At 44.7% G+C, this 21,477-nt stretch carries 22 protein-coding genes; 9 read left to right on the top strand and 13 right to left on the bottom strand.

The annotated features are described in order from the left end of the window. The 5 genes from FFR00_RS20785 to FFR00_RS20765 form a co-directional block, all read right to left on the bottom strand. Positions 1 to 85: valyl-tRNA synthetase (locus tag FFR00_RS20785; RefSeq protein ID WP_137672878.1), on the bottom strand; the 85-nt coding region annotated here is incomplete at its 3' end. Between the two features lie 99 nt (positions 86 to 184). Next, on the bottom strand, positions 185 to 586 hold the full coding sequence (locus tag FFR00_RS20780) for a RidA family protein (protein WP_137675340.1): 402 nt from the start codon (positions 584 to 586) through the stop codon (positions 185 to 187). 86 nt (positions 587 to 672) lie between these two features. Next, positions 673 to 1,572, bottom strand: a complete 900-nt coding sequence (locus FFR00_RS20775; protein ID WP_137675339.1) for a LysR family transcriptional regulator — start codon at positions 1,570 to 1,572, stop codon at positions 673 to 675. A gap of 195 nt (positions 1,573 to 1,767) precedes the next feature. After that, a complete protein-coding gene (locus FFR00_RS20770) occupies positions 1,768 to 2,058 on the bottom strand; it encodes a putative quinol monooxygenase (protein WP_137675338.1) in 291 nt (96 codons plus the stop codon). 182 nt (positions 2,059 to 2,240) lie between these two features. Continuing rightward, positions 2,241 to 2,789 (bottom strand): thioredoxin family protein, encoded by a 549-nt coding sequence (locus tag FFR00_RS20765; RefSeq protein WP_137675337.1) that lies wholly within the window; start codon positions 2,787 to 2,789, stop codon positions 2,241 to 2,243. A gap of 275 nt (positions 2,790 to 3,064) precedes the next feature. Here FFR00_RS20765 and FFR00_RS20760 point away from each other — a divergent pair, with 275 nt between their 5' ends. The 4 genes from FFR00_RS20760 to FFR00_RS20745 are packed head-to-tail and all read left to right on the top strand — an operon-like array spanning position 3,065 to position 5,368. Beyond that, a complete protein-coding gene (locus FFR00_RS20760; protein WP_137675336.1) occupies positions 3,065 to 4,036 on the top strand; it encodes a CsgG/HfaB family protein in 972 nt (323 codons plus the stop codon). Continuing rightward, the gene (locus tag FFR00_RS20755; protein ID WP_137675335.1) at positions 4,036 to 4,362 is read left to right on the top strand and encodes a hypothetical protein; all 327 of its coding nucleotides are present in this window, start codon (positions 4,036 to 4,038) and stop codon (positions 4,360 to 4,362) included. The genes FFR00_RS20760 and FFR00_RS20755 overlap by 1 nt, the downstream gene beginning before the upstream one ends. Further along, positions 4,363 to 4,731, top strand: a complete 369-nt coding sequence (locus FFR00_RS20750) for a DUF4810 domain-containing protein (RefSeq protein WP_137675334.1) — start codon at positions 4,363 to 4,365, stop codon at positions 4,729 to 4,731. Position 4,732: 1 nt separating this feature from the next. Beyond that, positions 4,733 to 5,368 carry a GNA1162 family protein gene (locus FFR00_RS20745; protein WP_137675333.1) on the top strand — a complete coding sequence of 212 codons (636 nt, stop codon included), beginning with the start codon at positions 4,733 to 4,735 and terminating at the stop codon, positions 5,366 to 5,368. A 43-nt stretch (positions 5,369 to 5,411) separates the two neighbouring features. Here FFR00_RS20745 and FFR00_RS20740 read toward each other — a convergent pair whose 3' ends face one another. Beyond that, the gene (locus FFR00_RS20740) at positions 5,412 to 6,401 is read right to left on the bottom strand and encodes a LacI family DNA-binding transcriptional regulator (protein ID WP_137675332.1); all 990 of its coding nucleotides are present in this window, start codon (positions 6,399 to 6,401) and stop codon (positions 5,412 to 5,414) included. A gap of 350 nt (positions 6,402 to 6,751) precedes the next feature. Here FFR00_RS20740 and FFR00_RS20735 point away from each other — a divergent pair, with 350 nt between their 5' ends. Genes FFR00_RS20735 through FFR00_RS20715 form a run of 5 tightly spaced genes read left to right on the top strand, consistent with a single transcriptional unit; the run spans position 6,752 to position 12,516 of the window. Next, complete coding sequence (locus FFR00_RS20735) at positions 6,752 to 7,804, top strand: sugar phosphate isomerase/epimerase (protein WP_137675331.1); 1,053 nt, start codon at positions 6,752 to 6,754, stop codon at positions 7,802 to 7,804. Between the two features lie 10 nt (positions 7,805 to 7,814). Beyond that, positions 7,815 to 8,984: a Gfo/Idh/MocA family protein gene (locus FFR00_RS20730; RefSeq protein WP_137675330.1), complete on the top strand. Its 1,170-nt coding sequence runs from the start codon at positions 7,815 to 7,817 to the stop codon at positions 8,982 to 8,984. After that, positions 8,971 to 10,506, top strand: a complete 1,536-nt coding sequence (locus FFR00_RS20725; protein ID WP_137675329.1) for a sugar ABC transporter ATP-binding protein — start codon at positions 8,971 to 8,973, stop codon at positions 10,504 to 10,506. Before FFR00_RS20730 ends, FFR00_RS20725 begins: the two co-directional genes overlap by 14 nt. After that, on the top strand, positions 10,503 to 11,504 hold the full coding sequence (locus FFR00_RS20720; protein ID WP_235836274.1) for an ABC transporter permease: 1,002 nt from the start codon (positions 10,503 to 10,505) through the stop codon (positions 11,502 to 11,504). Before FFR00_RS20725 ends, FFR00_RS20720 begins: the two co-directional genes overlap by 4 nt. Positions 11,505 to 11,541: 37 nt before the next feature. Continuing rightward, entirely contained in the window at positions 11,542 to 12,516 is a 975-nt protein-coding gene (locus FFR00_RS20715; RefSeq protein ID WP_137675328.1) for a substrate-binding domain-containing protein, read from the top strand. A gap of 128 nt (positions 12,517 to 12,644) precedes the next feature. Here FFR00_RS20715 and FFR00_RS20710 read toward each other — a convergent pair whose 3' ends face one another. The 7 genes from FFR00_RS20710 to FFR00_RS20680 are packed head-to-tail and all read right to left on the bottom strand — an operon-like array spanning position 12,645 to position 21,469. Further along, positions 12,645 to 13,334: an SIMPL domain-containing protein gene (locus tag FFR00_RS20710; protein WP_137675327.1), complete on the bottom strand. Its 690-nt coding sequence runs from the start codon at positions 13,332 to 13,334 to the stop codon at positions 12,645 to 12,647. A gap of 20 nt (positions 13,335 to 13,354) precedes the next feature. Then, on the bottom strand, positions 13,355 to 15,286 hold the full coding sequence (locus FFR00_RS20705) for an EAL domain-containing protein (protein ID WP_137675326.1): 1,932 nt from the start codon (positions 15,284 to 15,286) through the stop codon (positions 13,355 to 13,357). Between the two features lie 9 nt (positions 15,287 to 15,295). After that, on the bottom strand, positions 15,296 to 15,967 hold the full coding sequence (locus FFR00_RS20700) for a transglutaminase-like cysteine peptidase (RefSeq protein ID WP_137675325.1): 672 nt from the start codon (positions 15,965 to 15,967) through the stop codon (positions 15,296 to 15,298). Positions 15,968 to 15,976: 9 nt separating this feature from the next. Continuing rightward, on the bottom strand, positions 15,977 to 16,579 hold the full coding sequence (locus tag FFR00_RS20695; RefSeq protein ID WP_137675324.1) for an OmpA family protein: 603 nt from the start codon (positions 16,577 to 16,579) through the stop codon (positions 15,977 to 15,979). Then, on the bottom strand, positions 16,579 to 17,874 hold the full coding sequence (locus tag FFR00_RS20690) for a TolC family outer membrane protein (protein ID WP_137675323.1): 1,296 nt from the start codon (positions 17,872 to 17,874) through the stop codon (positions 16,579 to 16,581). The genes FFR00_RS20695 and FFR00_RS20690 overlap by 1 nt, the downstream gene beginning before the upstream one ends. 48 nt (positions 17,875 to 17,922) lie before the next feature. After that, positions 17,923 to 19,317: an HlyD family type I secretion periplasmic adaptor subunit gene (locus tag FFR00_RS20685; protein WP_137675322.1), complete on the bottom strand. Its 1,395-nt coding sequence runs from the start codon at positions 19,315 to 19,317 to the stop codon at positions 17,923 to 17,925. Continuing rightward, positions 19,310 to 21,469, bottom strand: coding sequence for a type I secretion system permease/ATPase (locus FFR00_RS20680; RefSeq protein ID WP_137675321.1), 2,160 nt, complete (start codon positions 21,467 to 21,469; stop codon positions 19,310 to 19,312). Before FFR00_RS20680 ends, FFR00_RS20685 begins: the two co-directional genes overlap by 8 nt. Positions 21,470 to 21,477 lie beyond the last annotated feature (8 nt).

Here is a 21,477-nt window from a genome sequence, read left to right as displayed (position 1 = left end):
CGATGCGCGCTACAACACCTAATTTAAAGGCTAAGGTGTAATCTCGTTGTGTGCGCTTACGGCTTGAGTTAATGGGTGTTGTCATAAAGACGTCCTCTTTATGTCAACCTATTTCCGGACGGGACAATAGAATGTAAAAAAGCCAGTCAATTGACTGGCTTTTTTTATTGCCGCTAAAAGAGGCTTAATCCGCTAGTTCGGCCACCGCTTCTATCTCAATAAGCATCTCTGGACTCGCTAAAGAAGTCACGCCGACCCCAGTTAAAGCAGGACGAACTTCCCCTAAGTATTTGGTTAATACAGGAGTAATACTTTGCATATGTTCAGATACTTCACCTCTTACAAAAATTCGCACTTGCAGTAGCTTTTCCATCGACGAGCCAGCTGCATCCAATACAGTTTTTAAGTGAGTGAAAGCGACATCAGCTTGGCCTGCAATATCGCTATTTTGTACGACGAAATCGGCTGACCAATCAACTTGCCCCGACACAAACACCAAACCAAGTTTGTTTGATACTGTCGCTTGAGATAAGCCATTTGCAGAACCATCGTAAAGATTGTCAGGGTTTACTTTTACAATACTCATATTCTTCTCCTAGAGTGTTAAACACCCTGAAGAGTAATCAGCTCGCTTAAACCAAACAATCAAGCACAGCTTGTAGCAGCTACAAGCTAGGCAGATGCAAGCTCCTTAGCAATCAACTTAACTTGTTCAATCAACCATTGTATTAAGGGGTCGTTAGCCACACTGGGATGAAATGCTGCGACCAGTTCATAACCAGGCGGATATTTAACTAGGGGAATCGCATACAAACCATCTTCTGGTAGCAAACGTGAAGGAATAAAGCCGACCAAATCACTCGACTTGATAAGCTGTTTAGCCAAATAGAAGCTAGGAGCAGAGACCGCGACCTTACGCTGTAAGCCTTGCTGCTGAAACCATGCATCGGCTGAACCCAACAAGCTGCTGCTAGCGGGGTTGGTCACCACAAACTCATGCTCAACTAACTCCTTCAAACTCAAATGGCCTCGCTCACTCTCCAAAGGTTTCGCTGCTACGCAACAATACTTCTCGGTAAGCAAGCGCTCTAGGTTTAGCCCCTCTGGAACATAAGCAGATGTAGTGAATACCAAATCTATTTCACCTTGGCTCATTTTCTTATTCAAAGAATTGAATTCTACGTTCATTATCAGCATCTTAGTGTTGGGGCTGTATAGTTTTAGCCTTATCGCCAGCTCTTTCACTAGCACCTGTTGCGCATAATCGGTGGCCGATACAACAACCGCTCTTGGTAAGTCACGATGGTCTATTTGCGAGGCAACGGGAATTGCATTGAGGTTGCTAAGCACCGACTCAATATAAGGTTGAATATGCTTCGCATAAGGTGTTGGCACCACCCCATGCCCCTCAGCAACAAATAAGCGATCACCAAGTAACACTCTCATTTTCTTTAGTTTTGCACTAATGGCCTGCTGAGAGATATGCAGCTTTTCAGAGGCCAAAGACAAATTTTGACTGGCATAAAGCGCATTTAAAGTGCGTAAGTGATGAAGCTCTAAGTTATCAATCATATGCCTCCCTACTAGATACACAAAATGTATTCGTCAACCGGTGTACCGCAGCTTAAGTCTTAGTTGGTACTGCCTGTAAAGCCGTACTTAAAGCGGCTTAAGGCTAACGCATATAGCTAGGATAATATAAACTAAAAGGCTGCTAGATCACTATCTAGCAGCCTTTCACATACAACTTGAATTCGCAGTTTCACACTAGGCAATTTGGGTCATTTCATTCAATACAAACTCTTCTACTGCGCCTTCGGTGGCTGCCATGTACTCAGCTAAATGAGTATTACCCATGTGAGTTTGCCATAGCTCGCGAGAGGTCCAATTCTCGTAAAACATGAAGTGAGCTGGATTATCATTGTCTTGATGGAGATCGTAATTAATACAGCCTTCTTCTGCGCGAGTTACTTCGATTAGCTTTAACAACTCGGCTTTTACCAAATCAATCTTATCTGCATTTGCTTTAATGTTTGCAACAATTGTTAGTGTAGACATGGTGAATTCCTCTCAGTGATATGTCGTGCTTTGCTCTAACATAATCAATACTAGCTTTGCTTCGTGAAACGTAAAACAGCCTTAAGTTTGAATTATTATCAATTATTTTTTGATAATTTTTACTCTATTCTTTTACGAGCATAGTTGTCTCCCAACAGCACCACGTAGGTAAATGCCAGCTGCTAGTTTCGCCATTTTATTGAGCAGCCCATACTTGGCATTTGCCCTTTTGGTCCTAGATCTGTTGCGGCGATTAGCCGCATTGCATTAAGCAGCTCAGGCGTTCTAGCCGATGCTTCCCCCATGCGAGCATCATCTAAACGCCCTCGGTATTGCAACTCTCCTCGGTGATTAAAGCCAAAAAAATCAGGCGTACATACCGCCTTGTATTGCTTACCTACGACCTGGTTTTCATCGACCAAATAAGGAAACTCAAAAGCATGTTTTTTGGCAAACAGTTTCATGTTCTCTGGTGAATCTTCAGCGACCGTCCGGTAGTCATTCGACATAACAGCCAGTACATTGATACCTTCACTCATTAGCTGCTTAGTGTCTTCGGCTAAGCGCTCAGCAATGCGTTGAACATAAGGACAATGATTACAAATAAACATGATCAGCATGCCATTATCACCGAGCTGTTCACTCATCGTATAGGTGGTTCCATAAGCGTCTTTTAAGGTGAAGTTAGGCGCTTGCCAGCCGAAATCACAGATGGTGGAATCTAATAGCATCGATAATCCTTACACGACAAAACAACAATTAATTCGCTTTAAGATAGCAGATAAAACCAATTGTAGGCGTTCAATACAAAATGAATTGTTTGGTGACTTTATAGCCATTTCACAAATCTAGAAAACAAAGGAAGAGTAATGCTATGTCAATGAAAAACAGTACATTTCCGTTTTATATTATTTTATAAAAATACTTATCAGATCAAACCTTCCGCATCGCATTGTGATATATTCCCATCACTATTGATAATGGAAATATTAATGTGAGTTTACTTATGACAAAACAACCCCATCGTATCGGATTAGCAATATTAACCTCGGTCCTACTATCGGCTTGTTCTACTCAGTCCCCTCAGGTTGAATCAGTCGAGAATAAGAACTCGCAAGAGCAACAACTCGAAGCTCAACAAGCCTTAACAACTCCTGCCCAACCTCTACTAAAGAGAAAAGTGGCTTTGGGCCGTATAACAAATGAAACGATTTACGGGAAAAGCCTACTCAGGGACTCAAAAGGGGACGTATTAGGCAAGCAGGTAACGGATATGTTATCTAAAGCTCTGACAGAGTCAGGAAGTTATTTAGTATTCGAACGCCCTGATATAGAACGCTTAAAAGACGAAGCAGCCCTGACCGGTGAAAGCTTGGATTTAATCGGTGTAGATACACTAATTATTGGCTCCTTAACAGAGTTTGGAAGAAAAACTGAAGGTGAATCAGGATTTCTGTCTTCAACTAAGACGCAAGTAGCACATGCAAAAGTAGACTTGCGCTTGGTCGACTCTAAAACCGGACACGTTTACCACTCTTTATCTGGTGCCGGCGAAGCGTCGACGGAATCTGCTTCAGTAGCAGGGTTTGGGTCTAAAGCTTCATATGATGGCACACTCAATGATTTAGCTATTTCCAACGCTATTTCTGATGCGGTCAACAAACTAACAGCGCAAATCCAAAAAAGGCCTTGGAAAACTGACATTCTTGCCATTGAAGACGGACTCATTTACATCAGTGGTGGTGCAAGCCAAGGTGTTTCCGAAGAAATGGAGTTTGATATTGTCACCAAAGGGAAAGAGGTAAAATCCAAGCAAACAGGATTTACAGTTACTCTTCCTGGTAAGAAAGTAGGAAAAATCAAAGTTATTCAACTATTCGGCGAAAGCGAAACCAATGAGGGCGCGATCGCAGAGGTAATTGATGGCCCAATGAATAATTTAGACATTACTACCGTTGACGTAATGGAGACCAAATAATGATTAGAAATACTCTTATTGTTCTGCTGCTAAGTTTAGTCGGCTTGTCAGCATGTGTACAAATGCCCACGTCTACCAGCACAACGATAGATAACCGACCACAATTGTCATTTATTGCCGCATCAGAGCAAATAAATTTAAGCGATTATTCTGTTTGGGTTGACGGTTTAGAGTCAGGACTTGCTTCAGATTACCAAGCTGAAAAAGCCGCACTAAGAGTGTTATCTGGCACTCACCAAATTGAGCTAAAAAAGGCTGGTGAGATCATCCAAAAAGAGACTATTTACTTGGGTGATGGCGTTACTAAACATATGGTAGTGAACTAAATGAACGATTTACGATTTTGCTTAATACTATTTGTTAGTTTTTTATCTGGATGCACGTCAACGCAAACGACTCTTTATAACTGGGGAGGCTACGATGAAGGTATTTATGAGTATTACTACGACCCTGTTGAAGCGGCAAACTTTCCCGAATTAATGGAAGCTCATATTCTTCAATTAGAAAACAATAATCAGACTCCAGCGCCAGGTCTTTATGCTGAAGTTGGAACTTTTAAACTGAAAACAGGCGATATTAATAACGCGATCAGTTTTTATAAAAAAGAAGCTGAAACATGGCCAGAAAGTAAGCCTTTAATGGATGCCATTGTACAAAATCTAGAACGACAAACTGATACTGAAGAGAGTAAATAACATGTTAAAGCCATTAGTTTTGTTTTTCATGGTAACTCTTTTAGCAGCTTGCCAGTCTACCCCTGTTCCTGAACAAGAATTCGACCTAGGAGAGCCTCGTTCAATTCTAATCTTACCCGTGGTTAACCATAGTGTAGATGTTGAAGCCCCGCTTTCAGTTTACAGCTCACTACCAGTGATGCTAGCGGAAAAAGGCTACTATATTTTTCCTATCAATACGGTGAAAACTATACTGGAATATGAAGGTCTATATGAAGCTGAAGAGATCCATCAACTACCAAGCACTTCTTTAGCAGAAATGTTTAATGCAGATACGGTTCTCTACGTAACGATTAACCGCTGGGACACAACATACCTATTACTTTCTAGTACCACAATTGTGGATATCTCATACGAGATTCGAGGTAAACAAGGAGAAGTCCTTTGGCAAGCCGACAAGCATATGGAATATACCCCGCAGAATTCTTCTACAGGAAACTTACTAGGAGATTTAATCGGCGCTGCAATTACAGCGACAATTAATCGAGCGGCGCCTGATTATATGCCTTTAACAAGAACAGCTAATTACCAAGTGTTTTACGGTGATGCCGCTACTTATCTACCAAATGGCCCTTACTTACCTGAAGCGGTGAAATAGTCACTTCAACAAAGGCCTATAAGTTTAAATAAACCAATAGGCCTTACTTTTTCGGCGAAGTACAACTGGCTCGGACTAACAACTGGGTAGGAACAATGGTGTCTTGGTTGGCTTTTCCGCCCTGTAAAATCTTCATTAAGGTATTAGCTGCCGTTTTGCCTATATCTTCTTGAGGCTGGCGAATGGTGGTGAGTTCTGGGTTGGTATATTCCGCAAATAGCAGATCGTCGAAGCCGACTATCGATAAGTCTTGTGGCACTTTAATGCCCAGCTGTGTAGCGGCTTTCATTGCGCCCAGTGCCATCATATCGTTAAAGCAGAATAATGCGGTCATTGCATATTGCTGATGCAGGCGCATAAACGCGCTATAGCCCGACTGAAAACTAAAGTCACCATCTTCAAAAGCAGCTTCATCGCTCTCTATATTTACTTGCTGCAAGCCATCCTGATAACCGGCTTTTCGGTCTACACAAATTGGGTTTTCCATAGGGCCTGTAATGCAACCTATTCGGCTATGGCCGATATCTAGCAAATAATCTACCGCCCGCTTAGCTGAACCGCGATTATCAATACGCACCGTGGGAATAGGAAAACCAGGAAAGTACTCACATGCCATTACCATTGGAATTTCGGTGCCTTGGCGGATCTCCATAGGCAGCTCAGCGGTAAGCGAAATAATGCCATCGGCTTGCTTACTGCGCACTAAATCCATATAAGCTTTTGCTTGCTCAACGGTGTGAATCGAGTCCCCTAACAGCACTTTGTAGCCATTGTTTAAAGCCACCTGCTGAATGCCACGCACGATGCTAGCAAAGAACATATTGGCAATATCGGGCACAATTACAACGATAGTTTTGGACTCACTACGGCGTAAGTTACGGGCAATAACGTTGGGCGAAAAGCCTGACTCCGCCACCGCTAACTCCACCTTCAAGCGCGTTTTTTCAGACACTTTTTCGGGGTTCATCATCGCACGAGATACCGTTGCGGTAGAGACTCCCGCCAACTTGGCAACATCTTTAATGGTCGGCATAGTGCGTCCTTTCTAGCCACAAAACTTAGCAAAAACTGCTTAAACTCTGCACAAAATGTAACGGATTACATCAATTATTGTAAAGTACTTTATTTTAAATCACTTACAGCCGCCACCCTCAATCGTTCAAAAAATAAACTTTTACGGCCGTCACATTTTCGCAACATCATCTAGATAAAAGGAAAAATATTGTATAAGTTTTATTCAGCTACTAAATAAATGCCATGCAATGCGGCGAACTAAGCCACTAGCCCAAACTGGGAGCATGGTTTTTTTAAACAATAAAATGTAATCGATTACATTGATGACAATGAACGGCATCACTCTAAACATCGATAAAAGGATTGCTGATGAAAACTCTTCAAGGACCAGCCTTATTCCTCGCCCAATTTGCTAGCGACGATGCGCCCTTTAATTCACTCGCATCAATATCCGCTTGGGCGGCTAGCGTGGGGTATAAAGGCGTACAAATGCCCTCTTGGGATAAACGCTTATTTGATCTAGAGCGCGCAGCAGAAGAGCTCTCTTATTGCCAAGAAGTATTAAGCCTACTCAAAAACAATGGCCTTACCCTTACCGAGCTTTCTACTCACCTTCAAGGGCAGCTTGTGGCGGTACACCCAGCTTACGATGAAATGTTCGATGGATTCGCTCCTGAATCAGTAAGAGGCAACCCCAGCCTTCGCCAAGAGTGGGCCGTAAACCAAATGCTACTCGCAGCAAAAGCCTCTAAAAACTTAGGTTTAAGCGCACACGCTACTTTCTCGGGTGCATTACTTTGGCCTTACATGTACCCATGGCCACAGCGCCCGCAAGGTTTGGTTGAAACGGGCTTTGCTGAACTAGCTAAGCGCTGGCTGCCAATCCTTGATGCCTTTGATGAAGCAGGTGTAGATGTTTGCTACGAGATCCACCCCGGAGAAGATTTACATGACGGCATTAGTTTTGAAATGTTCTTGGATGCAGTTAAGCAGCATCCGCGTTGCAATATCTTGTATGACCCTAGCCATTTTGTTCTGCAGCAACTGGATTATTTAGACTTTATTGACCGCTACCACCCTCGAATAAAAATGTTCCATGTAAAAGATGCTGAATTTAACCCAACCGGGCAACAAGGTGTGTATGGCGGTTATCAAAGCTGGACAGAACGCGCCGGGCGCTTTCGCTCGCTTGGTGATGGCCAAGTGGATTTTGTTGGTATTTTTTCCAAGTTAGCACAATACAACTTCGATGGTTGGGCGGTGGTTGAATGGGAATGCTGCCTCAAACATCCAGAAGCGGGGGCTATTGAAGGAGCCGCCTTTGTCGAGCAGCACATCATTGAAGTCACCGACAAAGCCTTCGACGATTTTGCCGACAGTGCCATCGACCAAGCTGCCAACCAACGTATTTTGGGTTTGTAAGGAGAGCATAATGGATAGAATTAAACTAGGAATGGTTGGCGGTGGCAGCGGAGCATTTATTGGTGCTATTCACCGAATTGCTGCTCGCTTGGATAACCATTATGAATTAGTTGCAGGGGCTTTGAGTGCTAATCCAGAGCGAGCGGCACAGTCGGCGCTTGATCTGGGCATTGCGAACGAACGCAGCTACAGTGATTACTCAGTGATGGCAAGCGCTGAAGCCGCTCGTAAAGATGGTATTGAAGCGGTAAGTATTGTTACCCCTAACCACTTGCACTTCCCCATTGCTAAGGCATTTTTAGCGGCCGGTATTCATGTAATTTGCGATAAACCCATGACGTGCTCGTTGCATGAAGCCTTAGAGCTGAAAAACCTTGCCAATAATAGCGGCAAGCTATTTGTACTCACTCATAATTACAGCGCCTACCCAATGGTTCGCCAAGCTCAGCACATGGTGAGTGAAGGCATACTCGGTAAGCTGCGCTTAGTACAAGTAGAGTACGCCCAAGACTGGCTTACCACTGCGGCAGAAAATACCGGCAACAAGCAAGCCGAATGGCGCACCGACCCTAAACGCTCTGGCCCAGCAGGTTGCTTAGGCGACATTGGCACTCACGCCTTTAACTTAGCCGCGTTTATTAGTGGCTTACAGCTTGAGCAAGTGAGCGCTGAACTAAGCACCTTTGTTGAAGGACGAGTATTGGACGACAATGTTCAAGCCATGCTGCGCTTTGAACAAGGCGTGCGCGGTATGTTGTGGAGTTCGCAGGTTGCCCCAGGTAATGAAAACGGCTTACGCATTCGAATTTACGGTAGTGATGGCGGCCTTGAATGGTCGCAAGAGCACCCCAACCAATTACTCTACAGCCCGTTTGCTCAACCCAGTCGTATTCTCAGCCGTGCCGGGTACGGTTATCAATCAGAGGCTGAACACCTAGCTCGAACACCAGCAGGTCACCCTGAAGGTTACCTAGAGGGTTTTGCCAACCTTTATACCGAAACAGCTCAAGCTATACGGGCGGCCCGTAATGGTGATTCTCCCGCCGAGATTTTAAACAACAGTTTGTTACCTGGAGTGAAACAAGGTGTAGAAGGTTTGCAGTTCATCAACGCGATGATCCATTCCTCACAAAACGATGGCAAGTGGACACCTTTGGAGAATGTGCATGAGCTTGCCTGAACCCATTTTAAGCTTAGAGAAGATCTCTAAAAGCTTTTCCGGCGTGCAAGTGTTGCATGCGATTAGCGTGCAAGTAAACGCCGGAGAAGTGATGGGGATTTTGGGTGAAAATGGCGCGGGGAAATCCACTCTACTTAAAATCATTTCAGGGATTTACCAACGCAGTAGTGGGCAAGTATTGGTGGCTGGGGAGGCGGTAGAAATCACCAGCCCTAGTGATGCTAAAGCCTTGGGCATTGCAATGATCCCGCAAGAATTTAACTTAATTGCTAGCTTAAGTGTCTTTGAAAACATCTTTTTAGGCCAAGAGCTAAAAGGTCGCTTATTACTCAACAAAAAAGCGATGCGCCAACGCACTCACCAACTGCTGAATTTACTAGAGACCCAGCTATCGCCAGATGCACTAATCGAAGAACTTAGTGTGGCTGAAAAGCAAATGGTGGAGATTGCTAAGGCCTTGGTCAACGAAGCGCGCATTTTGATCATGGATGAGCCCACCACCGTGCTTACCAGCCAAGAAGTGGAAGTACTGTTTAAGCTTATCGACAAACTAAAAGCGCAGGGTGTCACTATTTTATTCATTTCTCACAAACTAAAAGAAGTGAAACAACTCTGCGACCGTTTGATTATTTTGCGCGATGGTGAGCTGATTTCAGTCGTTCAGGTTAGCGAAATCAATGAGCAAGACATGGCGCGAAAAATGGTAGGGCGCGAACTCAACCAAGTGTTCCCTCCTCGCTCACAAGTACAAAGTAAAGTTGCCTTAAAGGTAGAAAACTTGGCGGTTAAAAATCTGTTAAGCAACATCAGCTTTGAAGTACGCCAAGGCGAAGTACTGGGGTTTGCCGGATTAATAGGCAGTGGCCGCACCGAAACCGCCGAAGCCATTATGGGTTTACGCCGCCGCCAAACAGGCGACATTTATGTACAGCAGCAAGCGGTGCAAATTCACAACATTAAAGACGCAGTAAAATATGGCTTAGCTTATTTAAGTGAAGATCGCCAAGGCTGCGGTTTAACGATGAACTTTAATTTGCCAGAAAACATTAGCCTTATCTCACTAAACAACTACAGCAAAGGCTTTATTAATCACGCTCAAACCCGAGAAAAAGCCCAGCAATATGTTCGAAAGTTCGATATTAAAGCCGCCTCATTGGATACCGAATTACTCTATTTAAGCGGAGGTAATCAGCAAAAGGTGTACTTGTCTAAATGGATGGATACTCAGCCACAAGTACTGATTTTAGATGAGCCTACCCGCGGAGTAGATGTAAACACTAAAAAAGAAATCTACCACTTTGTGCAGAGCATGACCGAGCAAGGTTTAGCGGTAGTGGTTATTTCATCAGATATGGAAGAACTCATTGGGCTCGCTCACCGGGTATTGGTGATGCGCGAAGGTCAGATTCAAGGAGAGTTACGTGATCAGGACATCAACGAACAACAAATCATGTTTTTGGCCGCAGGTTTGCAAAGCCAGGCAGCGCCGTTATCTACGACGCTACAGGAGAACCACCAATGAGTGAGGTAGCCAAAATGGATACTAAATCTAACTCTTCGTCAGCTAGTTGGGTAACTAGGCTACCTAAATTTACGCTCTCTAACTGGGCACCGTTAGTTGCGTTATTGGTATTAGTGGTACTTTCTGCCATGGCCAGTGAGCACTTTCTTATCCCTAGAAACCTTACCAATGTATTACGCCAAGTGTCTTATACCGGCATTATCGCGCTAGGGATGACTTTTGTGATTATCGCTGGCGGCATCGATTTATCGGTAGGCTCCATGGTGGCATTAGTGGGCGTATTGGTGATTATGCTGCTCAATTATATGGGCGATGGCTGGATGGCGGTAACCGTATCAATAGCAGCTGCCATGGCCATGGGAGCGGCTTTTGGTGCGGTAAATGGTTTACTTACCACCAAGGGAAAGATTACCGCTTTTGTTGCCACATTAGCCACCATGTCTATCTTTCGCTCGCTCACCCTATACATCAGTGATGCCGGAGAAATGGTCTCGCAAAACAACCACTACCCAGACATTGGCGGCGGTTACTGGATGGGCATTCCTATTCCGGTGTGGTTGTTTATTGGCTTAGCCTTTGTGGGCCACATCATTTTGCGCCATACCGCTTTTGGTCGCCATGTGTGCGCGGTGGGGTCAAACCCCAAAGTTGCCACCTACTCGGCGATTAACGTTAAGCGCGTTTACTTCTTAACTTTTGTGATTGTGGGATTCACCGTGGGTTTGTCTGCGGTAATGCTGTCATCACGTCTTAATTCGGTGAGCCCTGGTGACGCGGGTTTGTTTTACGAACTGGATGCCATTGCCGCGGTAGTTATTGGCGGAACCTCGCTAGCGGGCGGCAAAGGCACACTATGGGGCACCGTTATTGGTGCCATCATCTTAGGCATTATTAACAACATGCTGAACTTAATGGGGGTTTCACCCTATTTACAAGGAACGGTAAAAGGTTTGGTTATTTTGATTGCAGTGTTAATGCAATTCAAACGTGACCGCTAAAACCAAGCCGTAGATAACAAACAAAGGAGAGTAACTCATGCGTTTATTGCAACACATAGGAAAACTACTACTTGCGGCTATGCTAATTGCCTCGCTGGGCATTAATGCGGCGGTAGCCAAAACCTTGAAAGTGGGTGTATCCGTTCCCTCAGCAGATCACGGCTGGACAGCCGGCTTACTTTGGTGGGCAGAAAAAGCTGCCGCAGACTTTAAGAAAAGTGAAGATGATGTTGAGTTCTACGTGGTGGCTGCCAGCTCGGGCTCTAAGCAAGTGGGCGATGTAGAAGATTTAATGATTAAAGGCATTGATGCCTTAGTTATTTTGCCGCACAACCCAGCCACCTTACAAAAAGTGATTGAAGAGGCTTATGGCAGTGGTATTTATACCGTAGTGGTAGACCGCGAGCTTGAAACCCCAGCGCAAAACGTGTTTATTGCCGGCGACAATGCAGGCCTAGGAAGCGTAAGCGGTGAATGGCTAGCCAAGGAAATGGACGGCAAAGGCAAAGTGGTAGTGATTGAAGGCATGTCGATCCCGATTAATAAGCAGCGGGTAGATGCTTTTAACGATGTGATTGCCCAGCACAAAGGTATGAGCATACTAGACAGCCAGCCTGCTGATTGGTCGACCCAGAAAGCCCTAGCCGTAATGGAAAACTACCTACAAAAACACCCTGAAATTGATGCGGTTTGGTGCCAAGATGACGACATGTTAAAAGGCGTGATGCAGGCAATTAAAGAGTCTGAACGAACCGATATTAAAACGGTACTTGGCGGTGCAGGCTCGCAAGACATCATAAAAATGGTGGTAGATGGAAACCCAGTAGTGCGTGCTACCGTGACTTACCCGCCGAGCATGGTGGCCTCTGGCATCGCATTAGCGATTACTGGCGCTCGCCATGAAATGCTAGGTAAGATGTACCATAGTGCGCCATCACGGGTTATTTTGGCGGCAGAATTGGTCGATACAAACAACGCTAGTGAGTTTGTCGTCGCCGATGCTGCATATTAGTACGCGCCTGAGTTAAGTTACTTAACGGTAAAGTTATATTTTACCCACAAAAAAAGCGAAATAGACCTTAGTCTGTTTCGCTTTTTAACTCCTCACCTCAGTAACTTATTGAGGTAATAACCCGGATACTATTCTTCAGTCAATAACTCAAAGCTCACATCAACACTGTCGTTATACAATAACTGCGCTGCTTGATAAGAGCTTGCACCAGCATCTGCCGCGGCCATGCTAACCCGTTCAATCTTCATTAATGGAATAGCAGACTGATTACGGTAGTTAATCTCAACCACAGGGCCTAATTGGCCATTATAGCCATCGGCTAACTGTTTAGCTTTAACGTAAGAGTCGGCAATAGCCATTGAACGCACTTGTTGCTGGTGTTGGTCTTCTTGCGAGCTTTTATATTGCAAGTTACGTACTTCATTCACACCACTCAACATGGCTGCATCGAGTACTTGAGTAAGCCCGTCTAAATTAGCGAGTTCAACAATAATGCTACGCTGTGCGCGATAACCTACAAATACCCGCTCACGATCTTGGTATTTATATTCCGCTTGAATTTGCAGTTGGCTGGCTTCAAAGCGGTCAGAGTCGGTTAACAAACCAGCTAAGTTAGATTGAGTCACTTTTACTACTTGATCAACTTGTTGCTTAGCGTCACTGGCGGTTTTCGCTAAACTGCTTGCATGTAGGTCTAATTGAACTTGGTCTGCAATAACCAGCAGCTTCGCCTCGCCGCTGGTATGCAACAATGCAGCAAATGCTGGCATGGCAGTCACGCTACAAGCCAATAACACTGGTAATAAAATCTTCTTCATCTCTACCCCTTTAAACTTCACTATTCAGCCAATTTAAAACGCTGAGGAGGTGCAACATAACCCTGATAGGCGTCCACAGGCAAGGCCGATAACAATTCTACCTGCTGCTGATTCTCTACCCGTTGCGCCACCGTTACAATTTGTAAGTTTCTTGCCGCCCGGCAAATGGCACTAAGAAAATGAGTATCGCCCTCTTCTGCCAGCGCTTGAGCGGTATACCCATAATCAATTTTAACGTAATTAGGTTTTACCCTGCTTAAATAGCTTAATGAGTTTAAATTACGCCCGTATTGATCAATCCCTATTTGAAAGCCTAACGCTCGCAACAAGCCTAACGTTTTTTCCAACTCTGCATTTTCTTGGAGAAAAGCCGTTTCCGGGATCTCAAAGGCCATTCTGTGAGCGACTGATTTAAGCTGCACTGCGGCCTCACCTAACCAAGTTAAAAAACTTTGCTCACTAATGGCAGACAGCGTTAGGTTAATGGCTAAACTCAAATCCGCATGTTTGCTCAACGCACTGGCGGCTTGCTCAATCACCATTTGGTCAAACTTGGCACCTAACCTAAACTGCTCAACAGCAGGCATAAATTGCCCTGCTGCATAGTGCTGAGCGTCTACTTCAATTGTTGTAAATAGCTCGTGGTGCAATACTTTATCGCTATGGATAAAATTCACAATCTGGGTTTTGTAAGCCAAGCTTTGGCGGCTAATGGTGGTTTCTAACAACTGCTTCCACTGGCTGCGTGGAATATGCGTATGCTCCACATCCGCTAAACTAAAGAACCCCTCTCGCAGCTCTCGTGCGACATGCAAAGCAGTATCAGCAGCAGTCAGTAGTTCGCCAATGTTTTCGTCTTTTTGGCGCAATACCAAGCCAATTACTAACGGCCGAGGCATGTATTGTTTCCACGTTGCTAAGCGCTCTAAGATGTCTTGGTGAACTTGCTGCGCTAAGTCCAGCAACTGTTGCTGATCAAATCCCTCGGCTAGTACCGCAAACTCAAGATTACTGATACGCGCAAACACTAACTGTTGCTGCTGTTGGGTATAAGCCGTAAACAGCTCACCAACTGAATGAATAAATTCGTCGCGGGCGCTAAACCCTTCTTTTACATGGATCGCTTCGATAATGTCTAAAGATATTAAAGCTAAGCCACCCACTCCAGATTCTGCCAACCATGACTTACTTTGATTAATAAAATAGGCGCGGTTCCCTAAACCAGATACCGAATCTTGAAAAGCTTGTTCGCGTAATGCGTTTGCTTCTTTAACTTGGCTTTCAAACTGCTGAGCGATGTTGTCAGACATATGATTAATCGCCCCCACAACACTGCGCAGCTCTAGGGTATGCGGCAGTGGAATAGTTTGCCCAAACTCGCGTTGCTCAATTAACTTAGCTTGCTGCTGGATTTGCTCTAATGGCTTAAGTAAGTATCGTAGCGCCCGCATTAACATAAGCACCGTGGCTAAATAGCCCACTACAAATAACTTGGCGAGATCTACCATGGCATTCCATAGCTGCAAATATGCAAAGCCAGAATGCCCCACCACGGTTAGCTCGCCTAACTGCATCCACCCGCTGGTAAGCACTTGCTGCTGAGAGCTGGGCTGGAATAGTTCGAAGGAAGTGAACCATTCTGGTACCCCTTCAATAGCGCTGCTGTTTTGGCGATCAATCACGCTTTCGTCGGCAAATAGCGTCAAGCTAATTTGTTGGTAATAACCACTATCGAACATGGCATTAATTACCGACTCAGCCCCTACTACATCACCATCTTCCAAATAAGGGCTTAAAGATAAACCCAAAGAGGTGCTGGTATTGTTTACATCCGATAATTGCTGCTCAGACAAATAGCTACGGGTATTGCCAATTTCAATACTGAACACTACGGCTAACAAACCTCCGTAGATAAGCAGTACTACAATCAACAATTGTCGATATAAGGTCATAGTGTTCCCCTAAGCATCAAAATTCTTTATCGGTTTTTTAAGTTTATTCAGTCGCCAGCGCTGCTGTAAATCAGTCCACAATTTCAAACGACTCGATTTACCCGCCAGCTGGCCGCGGCCTTTTTCTTTCATCAACCAAAGATGCTGACCATTAAAGCTGTAAATAGGCACAAGGTCATCACGCTGAGTCGCGGGCAAAATAGTTGGGTTGATATTATCGAGAATAATCGGCACAGATGAAGGCGTTTGATAATAAGCCACCACCATATGAAATTGGTTGTAGGTAAGTGATTTGACATAAACTAAGCGCATCTTCTCATCACTTACGCCTAGCTCAATCAGTGAGAAATATTTGGCAATACTGAAGTCGTCACAATCACCGGCTGCTGCGCCCAAAAACTCTACAGGTGTCGCCCAATAGTCTTTTTGGCCCCAAACATCGATATCGTCGACAAACTGCATTTGATTGAAGAAGTCATTCACGGAGTGCAGCTGTTCTGTTTCCGATAGCGCATGGCCGTCACTAATCACCTGCCGCCAGGCTCTTACGCGTTGCTCGGCTTTGTCACCATAGAAAGAGCGAACAGTTGCGGCGAGTTCTTCTAGCTGATAACCGGTGGCAAGAATGAGTACTGGCCAAAGCAGTACTAACATCCACCACCGAGCTAGAAGACGCCGCATCTAGAGTCTCTACTGTTTTAAATGAGGAGTGTAGATAGACCAACGAGGAACAACTTTGCGGTACTCTTCTTGAACAAAGATTCTCGCTCTACGATTAGCGGCCTCAGACTGCTCAGAATCTCCCGCTACTAGCAGCTCTTCTTCACCAATGGCTTCAAGCTCTATGCGCTCAGCTGGCACCGCATAATCAGTAATCAATTGCTGACGAACACTCGCCGCTCGACGCTTAGAAAGTTTCAAGTTGTAAGATTTACTACCACTGGCACTGGCGTAGCCTTCAACGCTGATTTTAACCTCAGGGTATTTTTGCATGAAGTCAGCCACTTGTTGCAACTGAGGTTCAAATTCACCAGTAAGTTTGCTGGAATCGTGGCCAAAAAAGACCATTAACTCGTAACCGTCATCAATGCTTTGAAATTCAGAACAGCCGTCGTTATCTACTGCGGCTCCTTCTTCAGTATCAGGGCAAAGGTCTCGTTCATTAATCACACCGTCGCTGTCTTGATCTTGACGGTCATAGTTGGCGGTTTCAGCCTTATAAGTTTCGGCAGATTGACTACACGCAGTTAGGGCTAAAATAGCGGCTGCGACAATTAAGCTTTTGTTGTTCATTAAAAGTTCCAGTCCTCAGGTCGGTTAACACGTAATGCTTCAAGCAGTAGGCCGGTAGCATTTAGTAAGCGGTATTTAGCACGCAGCTCATCGATATCTGCGCCAATAAATTCGTTTTGAGCTTCGAAAAGCTCGTTTTCGGTATTCAGTACATCAAGTAAGCTACGCTTACCTAAATTGAATTGTTTTTTGTAGGCCTCAACCGTTTGAAAGCTCGCTTCTACGTGTTGTTGTAGAAACGACTTCTGACGCACCAATACATCCCATGCGTTCCAGGCTAAACGAGTGCCTTCGGTGACTTGTCGGTGGGCGTCATCTCCCACGGCCTTGGCGCGATTTACATCATAAGCACTGCGGCGAATTTCGGCAGCATCACTACCACCATTGAATAAGTTGTAACGCAAACGCAGCATGGCGGCCAATTCATAGTCTTTGGTATCATCGTAACCATTACGGTTATTATCCCAATTACCATCGAGCTCCACGGCTATCTCAGGATAGTTGTTTGCTTTGGCTACGGTGTTCTGGGCGTTGGCTGCAGCAACGTCAAATTGAGCAGCTTTTAGGGTAGGATGAACATCTAATGCTGCGGCCAAAGCAGCATCTAAATCAGCAGGTAACAAGGCAATATCAGCGCCGGGTAGCACCAAATCATTAGGTAAGGTATTCACCACCCGTAAAAACTGAGTTTGTGCATCAAGTAGGTTATTTTTAGCCGATAACGCGTTAGTTGTAGCACGCGCTACCCTGCCGTTTACTTGGGTTAAATCGGCACTAGAACCCACTCCTGAATCGGTGCGTTTTTTAATGTCTTTTTGAATGGCTAAGTGAGTTTGCAGGTTACTATCTGCGAGTTCTAACAGTTGTTCTTGCTTTACGACTTCTAGGTAAACATCGACGACCCGCAGCGCGATGTTTTCAGCGTCGTTATATAGCAGCCACTGATCGGCTCGCGCTTCATTTTCAGTACGCGACACTTCACCTGTGGTAGCAAAACCACTAAACAAGAGCTGACGAATGCTAACCCCAACTTCTGTTGGAGTACCACTTTCTACCTGAGGCTCTTCGGTTTCTGTGCGAGCCCAGCCCGCTCCAGCAGTTAAATCTACGGTTGGGTAGTAGCCACCTTTAGCCCCTTGGTATTGCTCGGTACTGGCTTTAAACTGGTTAAAAGAAGATTGTAACTGAGGGTGCTCAGTTAATACTTTAGCCACCGCCTGCTCAAGAGACTGAGCACAAGCAAGGTTAGAGCCCAGTAACAGACCTGATGCTAAGGTCAAGCTCAGCTTATTCATTAACACTCCTTGTCATTTGCTAAGCAACGACTTAGCAAATACACATTCTTATCGTTCGCGTAACGCAGATTGTTGCGCTTTAATTATTGGTTTTAATAGATAATCTAAAATACTTTTCTTACCCGTAATGATATCCACACTAGATAGCATTCCTGGAATAATCGGCAATGGTGTATCGTCTGTACCTAGATAATTCTTGTCGGTTCTTACTCTCACCAGATAATAACTATTGCCTTCTTCATCTAAAATGGTGTCTGCACTAATATGTTCTAGCTGCCCGTCTAAGCCACCATAGATGGAAAAGTCGTAAGCACTGAATTTAACAACAGTTTTAAGCCCCGGGCGAAGAAATGCAATATCTTTCGGCTGAATTTTCGCTTCCACCAATAACTTATCTTCAATTGGTACGATTTCCATGATGCTCATGCCCGGCTGAACCACACCACCAACGGTATTAATGTAAATCTTTTTAACCGTGCCTTTAACCGGCGAAACTACCGAGGTTCTGTCTACCCTATCACGCAAGCCCACTTGCCCTTCGCTCAGCGGTTGTAGCTCAGCTTCAATTTGATTCAGCTCTCGGCGCGCTTCGCTTAAAAACGCTAACGCAATATCACGGCGCTTATATATTGTTTCGGCAATCGCGCTGCGAATTTTAGGCTCAAGTAACTTACTGCTTTGTAATTCACCCTTTAAATCATTCGCTTGTCGGCGCAATTTAAGAATTTCTACTTGTGAAACAATGCCTTCTTCTGCCAAGGGCTTAGTAATTTTTAGTTCTTCTAATACTAAATTGTAACTTTGATTTACGTGCAAGATTTTGGACTTTAGCTCCACTATCTCTTGTTGCTTCTGATCGATTTGCCCTGCAGTAATAGAAAGCTGATTTTGCAAGGCTCGTAAACGAGCAGTTTTTTGTAATTGTTGGCCGGTCACTTCCGATGGGTATTTCAGCTTAAACTCATCGTTAAACTCAATCTCAACATCGGTAACGCTTACCTGTTCTTGCCATTGCTCGAATGCCAAATTAGGGTCTAACTGAATACTGGCGATTTCACTTCTTAAGCGAGCAACATCACCTTCTAGGTTTATCACTCTTTGCTCTTGCTCGCGAAAGTCTGAGCGAAAACGGGTATCGTCGATAAGCAATAAGGGCTGAGCAGGTTCTACTTGCTCGCCTTCCCTAACCAAAATCTGTTTAAGGATACCGCCTTCCAAGTTTTGAATTGTTTGAATCTGTTGAGATGGAATTACCTTGCCATTGCCAATAGTGACTTCATCTACCTGAGCCCAATGCGCCCAAGATATTGCACTCACTAGTAAGACAAAAATAAGCCACAACAAGCGACGCGAGCGACGCGGTGTTTTCATCAACATTGCGGCATTAATATCATCAACAAACTTAAGCTCTGCCTCAGAAATATCAGGCCTTTGCTTACTCATTGGGAGACCTCACTTTGCCGCTGCGTAATAGCTCTAATACTTCCGCTTTAGAACCATTGGCCACTACCGCTCCTCTATCTAATACAATGATACGGTCAACCAGATCTAACATCGACATCTTGTGAGTGATTAAAATAAAGGTTTTGTCCTCTGCTACTTGCTTTAATCGAGATTTAACTAAGTTCTCAGAGAACGCGTCCATACTGCTTGTTGGTTCGTCTAACACTAATACTGGCGGGTTAAACAACAAAGCGCGGGCTAATGCGACCGCTTGGCGTTGTCCACCAGAGAGATACTGACCTCGCTCGCCTACTTGTCTGTCTAAACCCTCTGGATCTACGTCAGTGAACTGCGTCACCCCGGCAAGTTCTGCGGCACGGAAGATTAGTTCATCTTCAATGTGCGGCACCCCCAAAGTAATGTTGTCTCGAATAGAACCATAAAATAAATTTATGTCTTGCGGTAAACAGCCGATTTTTTGGCGAACATCTGCCGGGCTAATTTGTTTTAAATCGACACCATCGAGGCGAATGGCACCTTGCTGGGGTATATAAAAACCGAGTAATAGTTTTTCTAAGCTGGTTTTTCCCGCGCCAATTTTACCAATAATGGCGACTTTCTCTTTGGCTTTAATTGAGAAGCTCACTTGCTTCAAAACTTGCTGTTCACTGCCAGGATAAGTAAAACTCACATCGCTAAAACTAATCGCACCATCAAAATGAGAACGATGCATATAGCGCTCTAAATTCTCATCTGGCAGCTGCATAATATCTTCAAGGTTTTCTAAGGCTGATTGCGCTTGGTTATATCTTGTAGCCAATAGCGACACCTGAGAAAAAGGCACTAACGCTCGCCCAGTTAACATCACTGCGGCAACTAAGCCTCCCATCGAGAGATTACCTTGAGAGATTTGGAATACCCCCACCACTACCAGCAATACAGTAGTACTTTGAGAGACAAAGGCATTCACATTACCTACCGAGGTAGCAAGCTTTCTAATAGCCATATTCCAAGTAGCAATGTTACCAACGAGCTCTTCCCACTTATGCTGAAACTGGCTTTCGGCTCCTGCCAATTTAAGGGATTCGATACCATTTAAACTCTCAATTAAGTGAGCATTTTTTTGGCTAGCAAACCGACTGCCTAATTCAACTTCTTGATGCATTTTGCGTTTGATGTAAAACGAATAAAGCAGCATTAATACTGCTGCCCCTGCTGGTACTAGCGCCAAGGGGCCAGCCACCATGGCGATGACTAACAAGAACAGCAATGAGAACGGTACATCAACCAAGGCAGCAACCGTAGAAGAAGTAATAAACTCTCTAATGGAATCAAATTCTTGCACGTTTTTAGCAAAAGCCCCCACCGATGGCGGCCTTACTTCTGCCTTTATGTTTAACAGTTTTTCAAAGATTCGAGCAGACAACAAAATGTCCGATTTTTTAGCCGCTAAATCCAGCGTATAAGCGCGCATTTGCTTTAAGGCAAAATCAAACACCAATACCAAGGCCATACCTGCGGTAAGCACCCACAAGGTATCAATGGCTGAGTTTGGCACTACTCTGTCGTAGACGTTCATAACAAACAGCGGTGAAGCTATCGCAAACAAGTTAAGGAATAACGATGCCACCAAGGCATCCCGATAAATGGGCGCAGAACGACGTAGAGTATTCCAAAACCAATGGCCCTGCTTGTTGCTCAGAGATTCTGGCGAGCGAGCGTCAAAACGGTAGCGTTTGCGCACATAGCAGCAAAAACCCGTGTAGTCTGGGGCGAGTTTGTCTAGAGAGATGGTTTCATGACTATCTGGAAGTTCTGGCCAAGCTACTTCAACAGAATCAGAAGTGCGTGAAACGAGAACACACGAGCGACCATCTTTTAACAACAAGATACAGGGTAAGAGTAATTCAGGAATTTTGCCGATAGGCTTTTTTACAAGAGATGCATCCATGCCTGCTCGCAAAGCAGCACGCGGCAATAATGCCGGAGTGAGTAGTCCTTCTTCCAAAGGTAATCCCGCTGACAACGCTCTAGCAGAAAAAGGCTTACCATAAAACTTGGACAAAAATACCAAACTGTTCAGTAAGGGATCAATGCGTTCTGCGGTTACATCTAAATCACGATATTGCTGCTGTGGTTTTGCGTCCTGCACCTAGCATC

It is taken from the genome of Agarivorans sp. Toyoura001 (assembly GCF_005405585.1).
GTDB lineage: Bacteria > Pseudomonadota > Gammaproteobacteria > Enterobacterales > Celerinatantimonadaceae > Agarivorans.
This window is presented reverse-complemented; position numbering and strand designations above follow the sequence as displayed.